Annotated in this window: 16 protein-coding genes; 11 read left to right on the top strand and 5 right to left on the bottom strand. The window is 34.3% G+C overall.

Going from position 1 to position 20,000, the window contains the following annotated elements; genetic code table 11:
• The first annotated feature begins 81 nt into the window (after nt 1-81).
• Both G5V56_RS06450 and G5V56_RS06455 read left to right on the top strand, forming a co-directional pair.
• Entirely contained in the window at nt 82-945 is an 864-nt protein-coding gene (locus tag G5V56_RS06450) for a UDP-2,3-diacylglucosamine diphosphatase (protein ID WP_166963027.1), read from the top strand.
• A 10-nt stretch (nt 946-955) separates the two neighbouring features.
• Nucleotides 956-1,984: a glycosyltransferase family protein gene (locus G5V56_RS06455; protein WP_166963029.1), complete on the top strand. Its 1,029-nt coding sequence runs from the start codon at nt 956-958 to the stop codon at nt 1,982-1,984.
• A gap of 10 nt (nt 1,985-1,994) precedes the next feature.
• Here the strand turns inward: G5V56_RS06455 and metK are convergent, their stop codons facing one another.
• Nucleotides 1,995-3,251 (bottom strand): methionine adenosyltransferase, encoded by a 1,257-nt coding sequence (gene metK, locus G5V56_RS06460; RefSeq protein WP_166963031.1) that lies wholly within the window; start codon nt 3,249-3,251, stop codon nt 1,995-1,997.
• Nucleotides 3,252-3,807: 556 nt separating this feature from the next.
• Between metK and ilvD the strand changes: the two genes are divergently transcribed.
• The 7 genes from ilvD (at nt 3,808) to azu (ending at nt 13,130) form a co-directional block, all read left to right on the top strand.
• Nucleotides 3,808-5,493, top strand: coding sequence for a dihydroxy-acid dehydratase (gene ilvD / locus G5V56_RS06465; RefSeq protein WP_166963033.1), 1,686 nt, complete (start codon nt 3,808-3,810; stop codon nt 5,491-5,493).
• Between the two features lie 9 nt (nt 5,494-5,502).
• On the top strand, nt 5,503-7,236 hold the full coding sequence (ilvB, locus tag G5V56_RS06470) for a biosynthetic-type acetolactate synthase large subunit (RefSeq protein WP_166963035.1): 1,734 nt from the start codon (nt 5,503-5,505) through the stop codon (nt 7,234-7,236).
• A gap of 116 nt (nt 7,237-7,352) precedes the next feature.
• Nucleotides 7,353-7,886 (top strand): acetolactate synthase small subunit, encoded by a 534-nt coding sequence (gene ilvN / locus G5V56_RS06475; protein ID WP_166963037.1) that lies wholly within the window; start codon nt 7,353-7,355, stop codon nt 7,884-7,886.
• A gap of 9 nt (nt 7,887-7,895) precedes the next feature.
• Complete coding sequence (ilvC, locus tag G5V56_RS06480) at nt 7,896-9,371, top strand: ketol-acid reductoisomerase (protein WP_166963039.1); 1,476 nt, start codon at nt 7,896-7,898, stop codon at nt 9,369-9,371.
• Between the two features lie 118 nt (nt 9,372-9,489).
• Complete coding sequence (gene ilvA, locus G5V56_RS06485; protein WP_166963041.1) at nt 9,490-10,755, top strand: threonine ammonia-lyase; 1,266 nt, start codon at nt 9,490-9,492, stop codon at nt 10,753-10,755.
• Between the two features lie 186 nt (nt 10,756-10,941).
• Nucleotides 10,942-12,534 (top strand): NADP-dependent glyceraldehyde-3-phosphate dehydrogenase, encoded by a 1,593-nt coding sequence (locus G5V56_RS06490; RefSeq protein WP_166963043.1) that lies wholly within the window; start codon nt 10,942-10,944, stop codon nt 12,532-12,534.
• Between the two features lie 74 nt (nt 12,535-12,608).
• Complete coding sequence (azu, locus tag G5V56_RS06495; protein ID WP_166963045.1) at nt 12,609-13,130, top strand: azurin; 522 nt, start codon at nt 12,609-12,611, stop codon at nt 13,128-13,130.
• 15 nt (nt 13,131-13,145) lie between these two features.
• Here the strand turns inward: azu and G5V56_RS06500 are convergent, their stop codons facing one another.
• Genes G5V56_RS06500 through G5V56_RS06515 form a run of 4 tightly spaced genes read right to left on the bottom strand, consistent with a single transcriptional unit; the run spans nt 13,146 to nt 17,759 of the window.
• Complete coding sequence (locus tag G5V56_RS06500; protein ID WP_166963047.1) at nt 13,146-14,597, bottom strand: Gfo/Idh/MocA family protein; 1,452 nt, start codon at nt 14,595-14,597, stop codon at nt 13,146-13,148.
• 21 nt (nt 14,598-14,618) lie between these two features.
• Complete coding sequence (locus G5V56_RS06505; protein ID WP_240911236.1) at nt 14,619-15,407, bottom strand: 3-keto-disaccharide hydrolase; 789 nt, start codon at nt 15,405-15,407, stop codon at nt 14,619-14,621.
• 20 nt (nt 15,408-15,427) lie between these two features.
• Nucleotides 15,428-16,030 carry a gluconate 2-dehydrogenase subunit 3 family protein gene (locus G5V56_RS06510; RefSeq protein WP_166963049.1) on the bottom strand — a complete coding sequence of 201 codons (603 nt, stop codon included), beginning with the start codon at nt 16,028-16,030 and terminating at the stop codon, nt 15,428-15,430.
• Between the two features lie 4 nt (nt 16,031-16,034).
• Nucleotides 16,035-17,759 (bottom strand): GMC oxidoreductase, encoded by a 1,725-nt coding sequence (locus tag G5V56_RS06515; protein WP_166963052.1) that lies wholly within the window; start codon nt 17,757-17,759, stop codon nt 16,035-16,037.
• A gap of 104 nt (nt 17,760-17,863) precedes the next feature.
• On the opposite strand from G5V56_RS06515, the gene G5V56_RS06520 reads away from it, so the two are divergent.
• Together G5V56_RS06520 and G5V56_RS06525 are read left to right on the top strand one after the other, a co-directional pair.
• A complete protein-coding gene (locus G5V56_RS06520; protein ID WP_166963054.1) occupies nt 17,864-18,886 on the top strand; it encodes a helix-turn-helix domain-containing protein in 1,023 nt (340 codons plus the stop codon).
• 102 nt (nt 18,887-18,988) lie between these two features.
• A complete protein-coding gene (locus G5V56_RS06525; protein ID WP_166963327.1) occupies nt 18,989-19,975 on the top strand; it encodes a sugar phosphate isomerase/epimerase family protein in 987 nt (328 codons plus the stop codon).
• Nucleotides 19,976-20,000 lie beyond the last annotated feature (25 nt).

Genomic DNA, 20,000 nt, shown 5'->3' on the forward strand with positions numbered 1-20,000 from the left:
CTTAATTATTAAAACAACTAATCTTTAATAAGATACCCTATTTTTATATACCAAATGTACGTGTAATTTTTACCTACTTGTATGAGTAAATCTGGTTCGAAAAAACGAAAAATAGACCTTGTTGTTATTTCAGATGTTCACCTTGGAACATATGGTTGTCAAGCCACGGAATTGCTAAATTATATGCGGAGTATTAAGCCAAAAAAAGTAATTCTTAATGGTGATATTATTGATATTTGGCAGTTTAAAAAAAGCTATTGGCCCAAAGAGCATATGCAGGTTGTTAAGCATATTTTTAAATGGATAACTGATGATGTGGAGGTGTATTATATTACTGGGAATCACGACGAAATGCTTAGGAAGTTTGTAAACTTCAGCATTAATAAGTTTAAAATAGTTAATAAAGTAGTTCTTAAATTAGATACTAAAACAGCTTGGTTTTTTCATGGAGATGTGTTTGATGTGACCATGCAACACTCTAAATGGTTAGCAAAATTAGGAGCCAAGGGATATGATTTTCTTATTTTAATCAACAGCTGGGTAAATAGGATAAGTCATCTTTTTGGAAAGGGAAAAATATCCTTATCAAAAAAAATAAAGAATAGTGTAAAAGGTGCCGTAAAGCATATTAATAATTTTGAAAAAACGGCGGTAGATATAGCTGCTGAAAATAATTTTGATTATGTGGTTTGTGGGCATATTCACCATCCTAAAATAGAAACATTTCAATCAATAGATAATAAAGTTACGTATTTAAATTCTGGTGATTGGGTTGAAAACTTAACAGCTTTAGAGTATCATAAATCAAAATGGACTATTTATAAATATGATGAAAATGATTTTAAACATTCGTTGAAAACTGATGATGAGGCAACTCTAGAAAAATCTAACAAAGAAATATTTAATGAATTATTAGCTGATTTTAATTTAATCAGACAAAAATAAGAATCCCCAAATGAAGATATTGTATGCAGTTCAGGGAACTGGAAATGGACATTTAAGTAGAGCCAAAGAACTTTACGCGGTATTAAACAACCGAGTTGAGGTTGATGTATTGGTTAGTGGATCGCAGTTTGAAATTAATTGCCCGTTTCCGGTAAAATATCAACTTAAAGGAATTGTTTTTGTTTTTGGAAAAAAAGGCGGAATAGATTATTTAAAAACGCTAAAGGCAAACAATATTTTCAGAATAATTAAGGAAATTAGATCATGTAATTTAAGTGATTACGATTTGATTATTAATGATTTTGAACCTATATCAGCTTGGGCAAGTTATTTAAGAGGTGATTTAAATTGCATTTCGTTAAGTCATCAAGGAGCCTTTTTGTCTAAAAAAGTACCGAAGCCCAAATGGAAAAGCTGGATAGGAAAGCTGGTTTTAAAATACTTTGCGCCTAGTGCTACAACCTATAGTTTTCATTTTAAAAGCTATGACAAAAATATATTTACGCCTATTATTAGAAATGATATAAGACGCCAAAGCATCAAAGAGAAAAATTACTTTGTGGTGTATTTGCCATTTTATAGTGATGAAAAAATAATTAAAGTATTAACAAAGATTAAAGGAGCCAAATGGAAAGTGTTTTCAAAACATTCAAAAGAGGCTTATAAAATTAAAAATGTAAGTGTAAAACCTATTTTTGATAGCGATTTTGAACGAGCGATGGCATGGAGTAAAGGCGTAATATGTGGTGCAGGTTTCGAAACACCTGCAGAGGCTATGTATTTAAAAAAGAAGCTATTGGTCGTTCCCATGAAAGGTCAATACGAACAAGCATGTAATGCTGAAAGTTTAAAACAAATGGGTGTCTTAGTTCTACCTTCTTTTAATAAAAAAATGGTAGCATCAATTTTAAAATGGATTAAAAAAGATACTATTATTAATGTTGACTTTCCAGATAGAACACAGTTTATTGTTGATGAGATTATCACCAATCATATAGTAGCTACAGAATTATCAGAGCGATTATTGCAGAATATTTAAATCTGACGGATTATTGTAATCCAAAGGCTTTTTTAACCTTATCTACATAATCTAATTTTTCCCAAGTAAATAGTTCCACATCAAGTGTTACAGTCTCACCATTAGGTTGCTCAAAGGTCTTGGTAACAGTTTCGTTTTTACGCCCCATATGTCCATAAGCAGCTGTTTCACTGTAAATAGGTGCTCGTAATTTTAAACGGTCTTCGATAGCCGATGGGCGCATGTCAAATAATTTTCTAACTTCTTTGGCAATTTCACCATCGGTCATATTAAAAGGACATGTTCCATAAGTATCAACAAAAATCGATGTTGGTTCAACCACGCCAATAGCATAAGATACCTGAACTAAAATTTCATCGGCAACACCAGCAGCTACTAAATTTTTAGCAATATGGCGTGCAGCATACGCAGCACTTCGGTCAACTTTACTTGGGTCTTTTCCTGAAAAAGCACCACCTCCATGGGCACCTTTTCCGCCATAGGTGTCTACAATAATTTTACGACCTGTTAACCCAGTATCACCATGAGGACCTCCAATAACAAATTTTCCGGTTGGGTTTATATGGTAGGTAATATCATCATTAAATAAAACTTGAATATGTTCAGGAAGTTTAGCAACAACTCTTGGTATTAAAATGTGAATAATATCCTGTCTGATTTTGGCTAACATAACGTCATCCTCATCAAACTCATCATGTTGTGTTGATACGACGATAGCATCAATGCGTTGTGGACTGTTATCATCGCCATATTCAATGGTTACCTGACTTTTAGAATCGGGTCTTAAATAGGTAATCTCTTTATTTTCTCTGCGTAACTCTGCTAATTCAATTAAAATACGGTGAGATAAATCTAACGCCAAAGGCATATAGTTTTCGGTTTCGTTGGTGGCGTATCCAAACATCATACCTTGATCTCCTGCTCCTTGCTCTTCTTTACTAGCTCTGTCAACTCCACGGTTTATATCATCGGATTGCTCGTGAATAGCTGAAAAAATACCACAAGAACTACCATCAAACATGTAGGCACTCTTGGTATAACCAATTTTATTAATCGTGTCTCTAGCAATCTTTTGAACATCTAAATACGTCGTAGATTTTACTTCACCAGCAAGTACTACTTGTCCTGTAGTTACAAGCGTTTCACAGGCTACTTTTGAATTAACGTCAAAGGCTAAAAAATTATCAATTAAAGCATCACTAATTTGATCGGCTACTTTATCTGGGTGTCCTTCAGATACACTTTCTGAAGTAAATAAATATGACATAATATAAAATTTATATAGAAGATTTGACGATAACGTCGAAGGAAGTTTACACTGCCTTTAGCATTTTTTATTCTGAATTTATTTCAGAATCTTTCGATTCAAAAAATTAATTAGAAGAGGTTGCAATCAGTCAAATCTTTCCTCTATTGTTTGTACATGCAAAAGTAAAAAAATAAAAAGAATACAAAGTTAATTTTGACTTTTTTCACAAATAATTAGGATGTTCATTTTTAAATAGAAACATTTGCTTCGAAGTATGAAAAAACACTTTTTTGATACCATTTCGGTTGCTGTCATTGTGATTATATTGTATGAACAATGTATCTAATTTTTAAAAATTAATAAGTTTTAAGGATTCTTTGCAAAACAGAAGCTTTTTTATGTAATTTTTTTTCATTTTGAACATCATAAAAATAGCAGATTAATACACTGTAAATCAATTTTTTAACTCGTTTTAATGTGTGGTGAGTTTAACCTTGAAAACCAATGGTTGATATAAATAAAAACCTAATAATTTAATTTCGAACTTTATTTTAAAAACAAGACTAATAAGTAAATGAAAGAACTTAATAAACACAGTAAAAGGTTAACGCAGGACGAATCTCAGCCAGCTTCTCAAGCGATGTTATATGCGGTAGGATTAACGGATGAGGATATGAAAAAGGCTCAAGTGGGTATCGCCAGCACTGGTTATGACGGAAATCCTTGTAATATGCACTTAAATGGATTGAAAGATCAAGTAAAAATAGAGTGTAATATTGCTGGTTTAGTTGGGTTAGGTTTCAATACAATTGGAGTTTCAGATGGCATTTCTATGGGAACTTCAGGGATGAATTATTCATTAGTTTCCAGAGATATTATAGCAGATTCTATTGAAACGGTTATGAATGCTCAAAGTTATGACGCTCTTGTTTCGGTTGTAGGTTGCGATAAAAATATGCCGGGAGCCGTTATTGCTATGTTGCGTTTAAATCGTCCGTCGATTATGATGTATGGTGGAACCATCGCATCGGGTAAATACAAAGGAAGAAAATTAAATATTGTCTCGGCTTTTGAAGCGTTAGGACAAAAAGTTGCAGGTGAGATTGGTGAAGAAGAATATAGAGAAATTATAAAAAGTGCCATTCCAGGTGCAGGTGCCTGCGGCGGAATGTACACGGCAAATACAATGGCTTCGGCTATCGAGTGTATGGGCTTTGCATTGCCATATAATTCTTCAATTCCGGCAGAAAATCCGAATAAATTATCAGAAAGCGAAAGAACAGCGAGAGCGATAAAAAATCTTCTGGAATTAGATTTAAAGCCTTTAGATATTATTTCTAAAAAATCAATTGAAAATGCAATTGCACTTGTAAATGCTTTAGGCGGTTCTACTAATGCTGTGTTGCATTTCTTGGCTATTGCGCATGCAGCAGATATTGAATTTACATTAGAAGATTTTCAACGTGTTAGCGATAGAACACCCTTAATAGCAGATTTAAAACCTAGCGGAAAATACTTAATGGAAGATGTTCATGGTATTGGGGGAACACCTGCTGTGATGAAATATTTATTAGATAATGGCTATTTACACGGCGATTGTATGACCGTAACAGGAAAAACCTTAGCAGAAAATTTAGCCGATGTAGAGCCACTAGTTTTTGAAAATGATCAAGATGTTATTTATCCAAAAGATAAGGCTTTAAAATCCTCAGGAAATCTACAAATTCTATACGGAAATTTGGCAACAGAAGGTGCTGTTGCAAAAATATCAGGAAATGAAGGTTTGTTGTTCGAAGGAAAAGCAGTGGTTTATGATGGAGAGCAGGCTGCAAATACGGGTATTTCAAATGGTGAAGTAGAAAAAGGCGATGTAGTTGTTATTCGTTATGTGGGACCAAAAGGAGGCCCTGGAATGCCAGAAATGTTAAAGCCAACATCGTTAATTATGGGCGCTGGCTTAGGAAAATCTGTCGCTTTAATAACTGATGGTCGTTTCTCTGGAGGAACACATGGGTTTGTTGTTGGACATATTACCCCAGAAGCACAATCGGGTGGAACCATTGGGTTATTAAAAACGGGTGATAAAATTAAAATTAGCGCAGAAGATAATTCTATAAACGTATTAATTTCTGAAGAGGAGCTCGCCGAAAGAAAAGCAGAGTGGGTTGCTCCAGAATTGAAACATAAAAAGGGAGTTTTATATAAATATGCAAAAACCGTTTCGTCAGCATCAAAAGGATGCGTTACAGATGAATTTTAAGTGAAATGTATGAATACAGATACAAAGATAAAATCAGAAAAAATGGCTACAAAAGCCGAACGTATCTCAGGTAGTGAAGCTATTATAAGATGCTTATTAGAAGAAGGTGTTGAAATTCTTTATGGCTATCCTGGAGGTGCTATTATGCCTGTTTATGATGAGTTATATAAATACAAGGATAAAATCCATCATGTTTTAACAAGACATGAACAAGGCGCCACTCATGCAGCTCAAGGTTATGCTAGAATTTCGGGTAAAGTAGGGGTTGCTATGGCCACATCAGGACCTGGTGCTACTAATTTAATTACCGGTATTGCAGATGCTCAGATAGACTCTACACCTATCGTTTGTATCACTGGTCAGGTATCATCACATTTATTGGGTAGCGATGCGTTTCAAGAAACAGATATTGTTGGCATTTCAACACCGGTTACTAAATGGAATCATCAAGTAACTAAAGCGTCTGAGATTCCTGAAGTGATTGCTAAGGCATTTTATATTGCTAAAAGTGGCCGACCAGGTCCAGTTTTAATTGATATTACAAAAGATGCTCAATTTGAGGAATTTGATTTTTCATATAAAAAGTGCATCGGAATACGTAGTTATAATCCAGTCCCAAAAACAAGTCAAGAATCGTTAGAAGCAGCAGCTGCTCTAATCAATCAAGCAAAAAAACCAATGATTGTTTGGGGTCAAGGTGTTATTCTAGGAAAAGCAGAAGCAGAATTAAAAGCAATTGTTGAAAAAGCTGGTATTCCTGCGGCTTGGACTATTTTAGGTGCTTCAGCTCTACCAACCTCACACCCTTTAAATATTGGTATGGTTGGTATGCATGGTAATTATGCGCCAAATAAATTAACTAATGAATGTGACGTACTTATTGCCATAGGAATGCGTTTTGATGATCGTGTTACTGGCGATTTAAAGACTTATGCAAAACAAGCAAAGATTATTCATTTTGAAATTGACCCATCTGAAGTTGATAAAAACGTTAAAACAGATGTAGCCGTTTTAGGAGATTCTAAAGTTAGTCTCGCAAGTCTTTTACCTTTGTTAAATGCAAAATCACATCCTGAGTGGCTTCAAGAGTTTAAAGATTTATATGCAATTGAATTTGAAAAAGTTATAAAGTATGATTTACACCCTACAAAGGAAGGCTTAACCATGGGTGAGGTTTTGAAAGAAATCAATATTCAAACTAAAGGAAATGCGGCTATTGTTTCAGATGTTGGTCAACACCAAATGATAGCTTGTAGATATGCCGATTTTAACATCACCAAAAGTAATATTACATCAGGAGGTTTAGGAACCATGGGATTTGGTCTTCCAGCTGCTATTGGAGCAAAAATGGCAGCACCAGATAGAGAAGTTATTTCTATTTCGGGTGATGGCGGTTACCAAATGACCATTCAAGAATTAGGAACTATTTTCCAGACAAAAGTGCCTGTTAAAATAGTTGTTTTAAACAATGAGTTTTTAGGAATGGTGCGTCAATGGCAACAATTGTTTTTTGATAAACGCTACGCATCAACAGAGATGATGAACCCAAATTTTGTAGCCATTGCTAAAGGATACCATATAGCTGCCAAACGTGTTGAAAAACGTGAAGATTTAGCCAATGCTGTAAAAGAAATGATTGCATCAAAAGAGGCGTACTTCTTGGAGGTTTGTGTAGAAAAAGAAGACAATGTGTTTCCAATGATTCCGTCAGGAGCATCTGTTTCAGATATCAGATTAAGTTAAAAATAGAATAAAGAAAATAGAACAGAGAATAAAGATGATGATATTTAAAAAATAGGGTTTAGCAAATTCAGTGCTTTCTTTTCTCTATCATCTTTTCTCTTTTATCTTTTATAAAAATGAACGAAGAAATAAAAACATTTACCATATCGATTTATACCGAAAATAACATTGGTTTATTAAATCGAATTTCAGCAATTTTTCAACGTAGGCATATGAATATTGAGAGTTTAACAACCTCTCAGTCTGAAATTGAAGGCGTAAACAGGTTTGTTATTGTAGTTAATATGACAGAAGTGCAAGCCATAAAAATCGTGAAACAAATAGAAAAACAAGTCGAAACAATTCGAGCTTATTATCATACAGATGATGAAACTATTTATACGGAGTCTTGTATGTTCAAAATTAAGTCCGCTTTATTATTTGAAGAGCCTCAAATTCAAAACATTATAAAAGAGAGCGATACGCGTATAGTAACCGTAAACAAAGAGTTTTTTGTGTTGGAGAAATCAGGTAGGCGACACGAAATTGAAGCACTTAGAAGAGATTTAAATGTATTTGGTATTATGCAGTTTGTGCGTTCAGGAAGAATCGCGGTCACTAAAGACGAAATGAAAATAACAGAAATGCTTATAGCATTCAATAATCAATAAAAACAAAAAATGGGAAATTACTTTAATACACTATCATTAAGAGATAAATTAAGTCAATTATCGAAGTGTAGATTTATGGAATCTTCAGAATTTGAAGATGGCGTTAAAGCTTTAAAAGGAAAAAAGATTGTTATTGTAGGGTGTGGTGCACAAGGGTTAAACCAAGGGTTAAATATGAGAGATTCCGGTTTGGATATTTCTTATACTTTACGTGCTGAAGCCATTGCAGAAAAGCGTAAATCTTTTATAAATGCAACAGAAAATGGTTTTAAAGTAGGAACGTATGAAGAGTTAATTCCAACGGCAGATTTAGTATTAAACTTAACTCCAGACAAACAACATACAAGTGTAATTAAAGCGATAATGCCTTTAATGAAACAAGGAGCAACCTTATCGTATTCTCATGGATTCAATATTGTTGAAGAAGGTACTCAAATCCGTAAAGACCTTACCGTAATTATGGTGGCGCCAAAATGTCCTGGTACAGAAGTAAGAGAAGAATATAAAAGAGGTTTTGGTGTTCCTACATTAATTGCGGTTCACGAAGAAAATGATCCAGAAGGAAAAGGTTGGGCACAAGCAAAAGCCTATGCAGCTGCTACTGGTGGTGATAGAGCTGGTGTATTAGCATCGTCTTTTGTTGCCGAGGTGAAATCTGATTTAATGGGAGAACAAACCATTCTTTGTGGATTGTTACAAACAGGTTCTATTCTTTGTTTTGATAAGATGATTGAAAAGGGTATTGAGCCAGGATATGCTTCAAAATTAATTCAATATGGATGGGAAACTGTGACTGAGGGTTTAAAATATGGTGGAATCACCAATATGATGGACAGACTTTCTAATCCTGCAAAAATTAAAGCGTTTGAATTATCTGAAGAATTAAAAGACATCATGCGTCCTTTATTTCAAAAGCATATGGATGATATTATGGAAGGAAACTTTTCAAGCGGAATGATGGCAGATTGGGCTGATGATGATAAAAAACTTTTAACATGGAGAGCAGCTACAGCTGAAACAGCCTTTGAAAAAACGCCTGCTGGCGATGTGGAAATTTCAGAGCAAGAGTATTATGACAATGGTGTGTTAATGGTAGCCATGGTAAGAGCTGGTGTTGAATTAGCTTTTGAAGCCATGACAGATTCTGGAATTATCGACGAATCGGCGTATTACGAATCATTACACGAAACACCACTTATTGCAAATACTATTGCAAGACGTAAGTTGTATGAAATGAATAGCGTTATTTCTGATACAGCAGAATACGGTTGTTATTTATTCGATCACGCATGTAAGCCATTATTGGCAGATTTCATGAAGAAAATCGATACTGATGTTATTGGTAAAGCATACGCGAAAGACAACGGTAAAGGTGTAGATAATGCTAAATTAATTCAAGTAAATAAGGCATTAAGAGAGCATCCTGTTGAAAAAATAGGATCATTTTTAAGAGCATCAATGAAGGCTATGAAGCCCATAGTTTAAAAGAGAGCCACTAACTAAACTAGATAGCACATTTGTGCACAAACCTGTCTTGCCGTTTTGCTAGACAGGTTTTATTTTATTCAATTATGTTTCAGTTAAATGTTTAAATTTTAATTAAATGAGTAAAGAGCAGGAAGTTTATTTTCCAAGTATAGAGAATATTAATGCAGCTGCAAATACCATTAAAAAAGTATCGGCAGTCACGCCTTTAATGCCTAATGTTAGGCTTTCTAAGCTATTTAATTCCAATATTAATTTTAAACGAGAAGACCTTCAGCAAGTTCGTTCTTATAAAATTAGAGGTGCTTATAATAAGATAAGTTCCTTAACAAAAGAGGAATCTGCCAATGGTGTTGTTTGTGCAAGCGCTGGAAATCATGCCCAAGGGGTTGCGCTATCCTGTAAATTATTAAAAATTAAGGGCTCTATTTTTATGCCTGCACCTACGCCCAATCAAAAATTGGAACAGGTAAAAATGTTTGGCGAAGATTATATTGATATTGTTCTTCATGGAGATACGTTTGATGATGCTTATCACGCCGCTATGAAAGAATGTGAGCAATTAAAGAAAACGTTTATTCATCCGTTTAATGATGAAAAGGTTATTGAAGGGCAGGCAACCATTGGGTTAGAATTATTAGAACAATCTAATACACCCATTGATTATATTTTTATTCCTGTTGGCGGTGGAGGACTAGCTGCAGGATTATCGGCTGTTTTTAGTCAATTATCCCCAAAAACTAAAATTATTGGCGTCGAGCCAGAAGGGGCACCTTCTATGACGGTTTCCATAAAAAACAATAAAAATACTGAACTAGACCATATTGAAAAATTTGTGGATGGTGCAGCCGTCAAACGTGTTGGTGATTTAACATTTAATATTTGTAAAAAGCATTTGCATGCTATGATTACGGTTCCAGAAGGAAAAGTGTGTGAAACCATTTTAGAGCTTTATAACAAAGATGCTATTGTAGTTGAACCAGCTGGGGCTTTAAGTATATCTGCATTAGATTTATATGCAGAAGAAATTAAAAATAAGCATGTCGTTTGTGTGGTTAGTGGCAGTAATAATGATATTATTAGAACACCTGAAATTAAAGAACGAGCCCTTTTATATGCCAATTTAAAACATTATTTCATTGTCAAGTTCCCGCAAAGAGCAGGTGCACTAAAAGAATTTGTAGTGGAAATTTTAGGCAAAAATGACGATATTACCTATTTTCAATATGCCAAAAAAACAAATAGAGAAAATGGTTCGGCCGTTGTTGGAATCGTATTAAAATCTTCTGATGATTTAGAGCCTTTAATAAGGCGAATGAAACACCATAATTTTTATGGTGATTACCTAAATAACAAACCAGATTTATTTCAGTTTTTGGTATAATTATCTAATTTCTATTTTTACTCTTTTAAATTATTAGTCGAAAACGTTTTCGTTGTAAGTAATTTGTTTTCAAGTAATTAATACGTTGAAAATACGTTATTTTTTCAATATTAAACTTCCTATAGCAAATATCTGAAAAGAAATATGAGTATATTAGCATTTACTTTAAAATATATAATTTAATTTATGAATACATCATTTACAGAAATCCCAGAAGCCTATAAAATTGATTCTCTTTTACACCAAAATACGTATTTAGTGTCTGGCGAATTAAAAAAATGGCAGGGAGAAACTTCAAATATTTACTCAACAATTTCTTCAACAAAAGATTATAAACCAACCCTATTAGGGAGCATTCCAAACCAAGGGAAACAAGAAGCTTTGGAAGTTTTGGATTCCGCTATGGCAGCCTATGATAGAGGTCAAGGTTTATGGCCAACTATGAAAGTTTCAGACCGAATTAAGTGTATGGAAACCTTTGTTGAAATGATGAAAACTAAGCGGGAGGAGGTTGTTAAATTGTTAATGTGGGAAATTGGTAAAAATTTACCAGATTCACAAAAGGAATTTGATAGAACGGTTGATTATATCTACGATACGATTGAAGATTATAAACAAATGGATCGTGATAGTGCCAAGTTTAACAAAAGTGATGGTATTTATGCACATATAAGACGGGGACCACTTGGCGTTGTTTTATGTTTAGGGCCTTACAACTATCCGCTTAACGAAACGTTTTGTTTACTTATTCCGGCTTTAATTATGGGGAACACAGCCATATTTAAACCAGCCAAACATGGTGTATTACTTATTGCGCCGTTAATGGAAGCTTTTCAAAAAAGTTTTCCAAAGGGAGTCGTGAATATCATATTCGGAAGAGGACGCGCAGTAGCATCACCAATTATGGAAACAGGTAAAGTAGATGTGTTGGCTTTAATAGGAAATAGCACGTCTGCAAATGCATTGCAAACCATTCATCCTAAGAAAAACAGATTGCGTTTAGTTTTAGGTTTGGAAGCTAAAAATCCAGCTATTGTATTGCCGGATGCCGATTTAGATTTGGCGATTGACGAATGCATTGCAGGAACCTTATCATTTAATGGTCAGCGTTGTACCGCTTTAAAAGTACTGTATGTTCATAAAGATATTGTCGATGAATTTAACAAGCGATTTGCACAACGCGTAGATGCGCTTAAGTTTGGCAACCCATGGGAGCCAGGAGTAAAATTAACACCACTTCCTGAAAAAGGAAAACCAGCTTACATTAAAGAATTAATTGATGACGCCAAAGAATTGGGTGCGAAAATTATAAATGAAAAAGGCGGTGTAATTACTGAAAATTATATTTATCCTGCTGTTTTATATCCTGTAACTAAAGAGATGCGCGTGTTTAAAGAAGAGCAATTTGGACCTGTAATTCCGGTATTGCCTTTCACACATATTGAAGAACCTTTAGATGATATGGCAGAATCTAACTACGGTCAGCAAGTAAGTATTTTTGGTAAAAATGTAAATACATTAGCGCCGTTAATTGATACATTGGTTAACTTAGTTTGTCGTGTTAATTTAAATAGTTCTTGTCAACGTGGTCCAGATGTGTATCCATTTACAGGAAGAAAAGATTCTGCATTTAGCACCTTAAGTGTTCATGATGCTTTAAGATCTTTTTCTATAAGAACGTTTGTCGCTTCAAAGGATAATGAATATAATAATGCTATTTTAGAGGAGTTATTAGATAAAAAGACGTCTAATTTTATTAGTACGGACTATATTTTGTGACAATTTTATAGTAGTGGTATTATTAGAACCCTCGTCAATTTCTTATTTTTGAAGTAAATAAAAAATTACATGTTATGAAAATTATTAAAATTCAATTATTAGTCGTTTTTTCAGCTCTACTATTACTCAATTGTGGTGGTAAAGAAGAAAAAAAGAAGGAAGGGTTTAGTTATGAAAAATCTGTTACAACAGAAAAAGTAGACACAAAAAAGGCAGATAGCAATGTTGCTAATGTTGTGTTAACTGCAAACGACATGATGAAGTATAACACTAACGAAATTAAAGTGAAAGCTGGGCAAAAAGTTCGATTAACTTTAAGACATGTTGGAAAGATGGATGTCAATGTTATGGGGCATAATTTTGTATTATTGAAAAAGGGTACAGATTTAGTGGCGTTTGCCAATGCAGCATCTACTCAAAAAGACAATAAATACATTCCTGAAGATACACAAGATATTATTGCTCATACAGATATGATTGGTGGCGGACAAACAGCTGCAATTGAGTTTGATGCTCCTGAAGTAGGTACTTATGACTTTTTATGTAGCTTTCCAGCTCATTATGCGATGATGCGAGGTAAATTTATTGTAGAATAAATAACTATTCGAAAATTATTCCAATTTCCAGCCTGCTCTGTAAGTTCGTTTTACGAATTGATTGGCAGGCTCGAAATTGGTTATTTTCATATTAGTCCCATCCCAAAGTAATTTTTTTCTTCCAGGATATTCAAAATCATTTCCAACTTTTTCTCGGTAGTTATAACTTCTAATAGCCAAGTTACCCATTAAAATAGATTCTGTTAAAGGTCCTGCAAAATCAAACGAAGAGGTTAAAGCTTTATGTTTTTTACTTCCGTAACCTGCCTTGCAGGCTTCAACCCATTGCGAATGATGACCGTTTTCAGGTAATAAAACAGCACTTTCATCTTCATCTTTATTTTGAGGCGTAATAAGTTCACCAGTATTTAAATAAACTTTTACATTTCTACCATAGGTTCCACAGGTCATAATACCTTTTTCACCAATCATCATAACACCATTAGCACTGTTTTCGTCACCAATTGGATGGTCTGCCGGAATTAATTCTGGATGAAAAGGACGTAAACCACCATCTGTCCAATTTAACTTTATTTCAGATGGATTTTTCTCACTTTCAGCAAATTTTAATTGTGTCCTTGATGAAGGTGGACAGGATTCAGGATAATAATCAGGTGTCCAATCTTGAGTGAAAATAGATCCTACACTACTCTCAACCTCTAATGGATAACCAAGTCCTAAAACACGATAAGGCGGATCCATTAAATGACAACCCATATCTCCTAAGGCTCCCGTACCAAAATTCCACCAACCACGCCACTTGAAAGGATGATATAGTGGATGATAGTCCACATATTCTGCTGGACCAATCCACGTGTCCCAATCTAGACCATCTAAAAGAGCCGGCTTATCGGTAGGCGATTTAATACCTTGCGGCCAAACGGGACGATTGGTCCAAACATGTACTTGGTTTACGGTTCCAATCATTCCAGAATCAAACCATTCTGCCATTGTTTTCACACCATTTCCAGAAGCTCCTTGATTACCCATTTGTGAAACTATTTGGTATTTGTTTGCTGCTTCGGTTAGTACACGTGCTTCATAAATATTATGAGTTAAAGGTTTTTGCACATAAACATGTTTGTTTAACTGCATGGCTGCTAATGTAATAACAGCATGCGTGTGGTCAGGAGTTGAAACAGTGATAGCATCTATATCTTTTACACTATCTAAAAGTTTTCTATAGTCTTTAAATTTTTGTGCGGTTGGGAATTTTTCAAAAGCTTTTGCAGCACTGTTCCAGTCTACATCGCAAATAGCAGCAATATTTGATGCGCCATTATTATACACATTAATAGCATCACTGAACCCTTTTCCACCACCACCAACAATAGCAATATTCAATTTATCGCTAGGAGGAATATAGCCTTTACCTAAAACATGCCTCGGAATAATTGAAATTCCTACAGCAGATAATGCTGATTTTTTTAAAAATGTGCGCCTACTAGTTGGATGTTTTTTTTTCATGAGTTTAAGCGATATTAGCAACTATAATTTTAGTAATTCTATATTTTTAAATTCAATGGGGTGACTTTCACTTTGCAATGAAATATAACCACTGGTTAATGATTGCCCGTTTTTAGCTTGTATTTCTTCTGCTGTAGCATCTAAAAACTCTCCGCCAATGGTTGGATTTGAATATGAAATGACGGGTTTGCCGTCAATATAATGGGTAAAAGAATCGTTATTAACTACAACCTCGGCTTTTATCCATTCTTCACCATAGTAAGTTTTACAATTTGCTGTAATACAATGTTCGGTAATTAATTTTCCATCCATAACCACATTGGTTGCGGGTGTACATAAATTTCCTGATGGGCGTTGCTCATTTTTATTGACACCACCAAGAAGTTGAAACTCTAGAGAAAGCGGAAAACTTTGTTTAATTAACATGCTTTCTGGCGATTGAGAATGTATCATTATGCCACTATTTTTTGTCGCCCAAGATTGTCCGCCGGGTGCTTGTTTTCCAATAAATCTATATTCTAATCTTAGTCGGTAATTGGTAAATGGTGTTTTGTAGAACAAATGTCCGAATTGATCTGTGAAATTTTCGTATTCGTCATATGATACTTTTATAGTACCATTTTCAACTCTAAACGTGTTATTATAATTATCGTTTAATTCGTATCCATTAATTTTTACTAACCAACCATCTAAATTTTCACCGTTAAAAAGTTTAATCCAATGTTCAGTCTCCTTTTGCTCATTTTTACAACCTATTGAAAGTGTAAAAATTAAAACGACTAATAATAGTTTAGAGGTTTGTTTTTTCAAAATTTAATAGGATTATTTGATTAGCTGCTTGGTGAGTACGATAAACCTCCTGTCATTTCCTGTAGATTTCCACAATAGTATTGAGAAGGAATCGGGTCGTATTTTAAAACCTGTTCGCCAATTTCTTCCGTATTAAGATAAGCCATGATACACATACTTTTCAATCCATTTAAAAATTCTGATTTTGTCATGCTTTCAGATTCGGGATTTGATTTTCTCTCCTCGTCAATGTCACCTTTAACCAACATGTATGTATCAAGCACAGATTTATAATTGTTTTCTGATAACTTTTCAATAGTGTCATCAGGATTAGTTTTTAATTCTCCAATAATGACATTAAAACTACTTTTAATCTGTTCCTGTTGTTTTGTTTCTAAAACTTCATTTACATATTTATCAATAAACTGTGGCACATTTAATTCGGTAGCCGATGGCAATTCCGTTTTAGGTAAAATAATATCTACAAACTTGGTTAAAACAACACCTTGTTCTTGGTTAAAAAACTCTGGAACCCAAGTTTTAGCATCACTAGTGCAACTTTGCAACAAACTCAATACTGTTGGCGTTGCAACGAAAAAACTTGTAGCAAAACCAATATTTTTTAAGGCTTCTCTTCTTTTCATAGTGTTATAGGTTATTATTTTTCAATTGTTCAGCAGCATGGTTTGCGGCTCTTGCTGTAAAAGCCATGTATGTTAATGATGGATTTTGGCAGCCTGCTGATGTCATAAATGAGCCATCAGTGACATAAACATTTGTACAAGAATGAATTTGGTTGAATTCATTTAAAACAGATGTTTTTGGGTCTCTTCCCATTCTCGCAGTTCCCATTTCATGAATACCTAATCCCATAGCTCTGCCTTCTATATCATCATAACCTTCAACATCTTTGAAACCAGCAGCTTCTAACATTTTCACAGCTTGCTCACGCATGTCTTTGCGCATAGCAAGTTCGTTCTCCCCAAAGTCAGCATCAAAAGTTACCGTCGGTAAACCCCATTCATCTAACTTGTCGTAATCTAAGTACATACGGTTACTATGGTCAGGAAGTGTTTCTCCAAAAGCAGTAAGGCCAATACGCCATTCACCAGGTTTTAAAATGGCTTCTTTTAGTTCTGGACCATATTTTAATTCGGCAACTAATTCTGAAATACCTGATCTAGTTGCTCCGCCTTGATAACCGTAGCCTCTAATAAAATCTTTCGTATTTGTTTTGCCTCCTAAATTTCTAAACCGCGGAATGTAAACGCCATTTGCTCGTCTTCCTTTCACATATTTATCTTCAAAACCTTCAGCTCTTGCACTTGCTCCAACTTTAAAATGATGGTCCATGATATTATGACCTAATTCTCCACTATCATTTCCTAATCCATTTGGAAAGCGTTCAGATTTTGATTGTAGTAAAATGGCAGCTGAGGCAATTGCCGAAGCACATAAGAAAATAATTTTGGCTTGATAAACTATAATTTCTTTGGTCTCTGCATCAATAACTTTAACACCAGTCGCTTTTTTTGTAGCATCGTCATATATAACTTCATGAACAACGGAATTTGGTCTTAAAGTCATATTGCCAGTTGCTTCAGCTGTTGGAAGCGTAGACGAATTGCTACTAAAATAAGCACCAAATGGGCATCCTCTCATGCATCTATTTCTGTACTGGCAAGTACTGCGTCCAAGTCCTGGTTTAGTTCCTTCAGTAATATGTGCGGTTCTTCCAATAGTTAAAAGTCGGTCATCATCAAATGATTCCGATATTTTGTTTTTTAAATGTTCTTCAACACAATTAAGATTCATTGGTTTTAACAGTTTTTGATCTGGTAGTTGTTTTAAACCTAAATTTTCTCCGCTAACACCAATAAACTCTTCTACCTTATCATACCAGGGTTCAATGTCTTTATATCTTACTGGCCAATCTACTGCAATACCGTCTTTTTTATTGGCTTCAAAATCAATATCACTTAATCTGTAACTTTGTCTTCCCCATGTTAAAGATCGTCCCCCTACATGATATCCTCTTATCCAGTCAAAGCGTCTGTCTTCATTGTAAGGATGCTTTAGGTCATCTACAAAAAAGTGTTTACGTGATTCTTTTGTAACAAAACCTGTTCTGTGCTGCTTTGGCATGCGTGCAATGGTTTCTTGGGTAGGTTGATCGCCATTAGGTAAATCCCAAGGATCTAGATGTGCAGTAGGATAATCTTCAATATGCTTTACCATTCTGCCACGTTCAAGAACTAAAGTTTTTAAACCGTTTTCACAAAGTTCTTTGGCAGCCCATCCTCCAGAAATACCTGTTCCTACAACAATAGCGTCAAAACGTTCCTCTGAAATCTTAATTTTAGTATTACTCATTAAAATGTGAATTTTTTATCAAATTGATAATTAAATGTATGGAAAATTATAGATATCTCGACAAATTAAGTATTTTGCATTTGTAATTTGTTTAAATTTTTTCAGTGAAGATTAATGTACAAAAAATAACACCTTTTGAAGCTGATGGTATTGTTTACCAAGCCGATACCTGTTTGCCATTGATAGACGCTGTAAAAAGGAAAAAGTTAAAATTTAGAGCCCTGGCTAGATATACTTATCCAGGCGAACGTTTAACTGACGATACGTTAGGACTTAATAGTATTGGGTATTGGGATGCGAACGAGCCACAAGATTGGGGTTTAGATTGGCATCGTAATGAAGGTATTGAAATACATTTTTTAGAATCTGGAACGATGCCTTATGCCCAACAAAATAAAGAGATGGAATTGTTGCCAAACTATCTTACTATAACACGGCCTTGGGAAGCTCATAAAGTAGGTAATCCTACCATAGGTATGGGAAAATTTTATTGGGTGATTTTAGATTTACAAGTAAGACGACCACATCAAAACTGGATATGGCCAGATTGGGTGATGTTAGCTCCAAATGATTTGGAAAAACTCACGACTATTTTAAGGCAAAATGAAAAGGTTCTTTGGAAAGCGGATAAGCGTGTGCGCGATTGTTTTCAGCGAATTGGCAAAGCTGTTGATTCTGATATAGATGGTAATAATTCTTCAAAAATCAGATTACTAATTAACTATTTATTATTGTTGATGCTTGAATTAATTGAGAAGGATGATGTTGAACTCAATGAACATCTTACGGATAGTTCTAGAAGTGTAAGATTGTTTTTGAGCGAGCTGGAGAATAACCTATCAGAAGCATGGACCATTGAAAAAATGGCTAAATCTGCCGGCGTAGGTTTAACAAGATTTACGCATCATTGTAAGCAGTTAACAAATCTTACGCCCATGCGTTATTTAATGATGAAGCGTATTGAACTTTCAAAAGAAATTTTAGCAGAAAATGAATTTCTTACCGTTTCAGAAGTCGCTTTTGTCTGCGGCTTTTCAACAAGTCAATACTTTTCAACCGTTTTTAAAAAGCAAGAAAAGTGTACACCATTAGAGTACAGATATAAAAAAATAAAAGTCGTTTTGTAAAGCACTATGGTTTTGTTTAAATTCTTTCACTGAATGAATGTAAACAAGAATCGAGAATGGTTTTTATATTTTTCAAAAACTAAACTAATTAATAAGGACATCATGAAAACCTTTATTCCTTCAGGAAAAATTTATCAAGTTGTATTTTATGTTTTGATAGTTGTTTTTTTTAGTTGTATAAACACTAAAAAAAAGGATAATGCAGAAACAACTGTGGAGAATGCAAAAACCGAATCTAAACCTTTCTTTAAATTATCTTTAGCACAATGGTCGTTGCATAGAACGTTTAATGATGATGGCGTGAGTCCTTTCGAATTTGCTAAAATGTCTAAAGACTTGGGTTTTGAAGGTTTAGAATATGTAAGTCAGCTTTACAATTCACAAGTTCAGGAGTTTGGATTTGACGTGGTAATTGATTCTTTAAAAACATTAAGTGAATTAAACAAAATGCAAAATGTACTTATTATGGTTGATGGTGAAGGAAATCTTGCTGATCCAGATGAAACAAAACGAAATGAAGCTGTGGAAAACCATAAAAAGTGGGTAGATGCTGCTCAAAAATTAGGCTGTCATTCTATTCGTGTAAATACATTTGGAACCAATGATCCTGAGCTTTGGAAAGAAACCGTTGTTGATGGATTAAGAAAATTAGCTACTTATGCTGCAACAAAAAACATCGATGTATTATGTGAAAATCATGGATGGTTATCATCAGACGCGCCAAAATTAATGGAGGCTATACATGCTGTTAATATGCCTAATTGTGGAACCTTACCTGATTTTGGAAATTGGTGTGTTAAAAGAAAAGATGGAGCACAATGGGGAGAATGTGAGGAAGAGTATCCAGACAAGTATCAGGGTATAGAAATGCTTTTGGATGCAGCAAAAGCAGTGAGTGCAAAATCATATGATTTTGATGAAAACGGGAATGAAACAACTTTGGATTATCCAAGAATATTACAATTAGTAAAAGACTCTGGATATAAAAATTTTATAGGTGTGGAATATGAAGGAGCCAGATTATCAGAAAAAGAAGGGCTTTTAGCAACCAAAGAGCTTTTGTTAAATTCAGTAGCTACGTTAAAATAACTCTATAAAAACTTAACTTTTTATA

The organism is Yeosuana marina, from assembly GCF_011762485.1.
Taxonomy (GTDB): Bacteria; Bacteroidota; Bacteroidia; order Flavobacteriales; family Flavobacteriaceae; genus Yeosuana; species Yeosuana marina.

Bases quoted from the DNA above. Each gene is read 5' to 3' on its own strand.
- G5V56_RS06450 (WP_166963027.1), top strand. From the start codon at position 82: ATGAGTAAATCTGGTTCGAAAAAACGAAAAATAGACCTTGTTGTTATT.
- G5V56_RS06455 (WP_166963029.1), top strand. From the start codon at position 956: ATGAAGATATTGTATGCAGTTCAGGGAACTGGAAATGGACATTTAAGT.
- metK (WP_166963031.1), bottom strand. From the start codon at position 3,251: ATGTCATATTTATTTACTTCAGAAAGTGTATCTGAAGGACACCCAGAT.
- ilvD (WP_166963033.1), top strand. From the start codon at position 3,808: ATGAAAGAACTTAATAAACACAGTAAAAGGTTAACGCAGGACGAATCT.
- ilvB (WP_166963035.1), top strand. From the start codon at position 5,503: ATGAATACAGATACAAAGATAAAATCAGAAAAAATGGCTACAAAAGCC.
- ilvN (WP_166963037.1), top strand. From the start codon at position 7,353: ATGAACGAAGAAATAAAAACATTTACCATATCGATTTATACCGAAAAT.
- ilvC (WP_166963039.1), top strand. From the start codon at position 7,896: ATGGGAAATTACTTTAATACACTATCATTAAGAGATAAATTAAGTCAA.
- ilvA (WP_166963041.1), top strand. From the start codon at position 9,490: ATGAGTAAAGAGCAGGAAGTTTATTTTCCAAGTATAGAGAATATTAAT.
- G5V56_RS06490 (WP_166963043.1), top strand. From the start codon at position 10,942: ATGAATACATCATTTACAGAAATCCCAGAAGCCTATAAAATTGATTCT.
- azu (WP_166963045.1), top strand. From the start codon at position 12,609: ATGAAAATTATTAAAATTCAATTATTAGTCGTTTTTTCAGCTCTACTA.
- G5V56_RS06500 (WP_166963047.1), bottom strand. From the start codon at position 14,597: ATGAAAAAAAAACATCCAACTAGTAGGCGCACATTTTTAAAAAAATCA.
- G5V56_RS06510 (WP_166963049.1), bottom strand. From the start codon at position 16,030: ATGAAAAGAAGAGAAGCCTTAAAAAATATTGGTTTTGCTACAAGTTTT.
- G5V56_RS06515 (WP_166963052.1), bottom strand. From the start codon at position 17,759: ATGAGTAATACTAAAATTAAGATTTCAGAGGAACGTTTTGACGCTATT.
- G5V56_RS06525 (WP_166963327.1), top strand. From the start codon at position 18,989: ATGAAAACCTTTATTCCTTCAGGAAAAATTTATCAAGTTGTATTTTAT.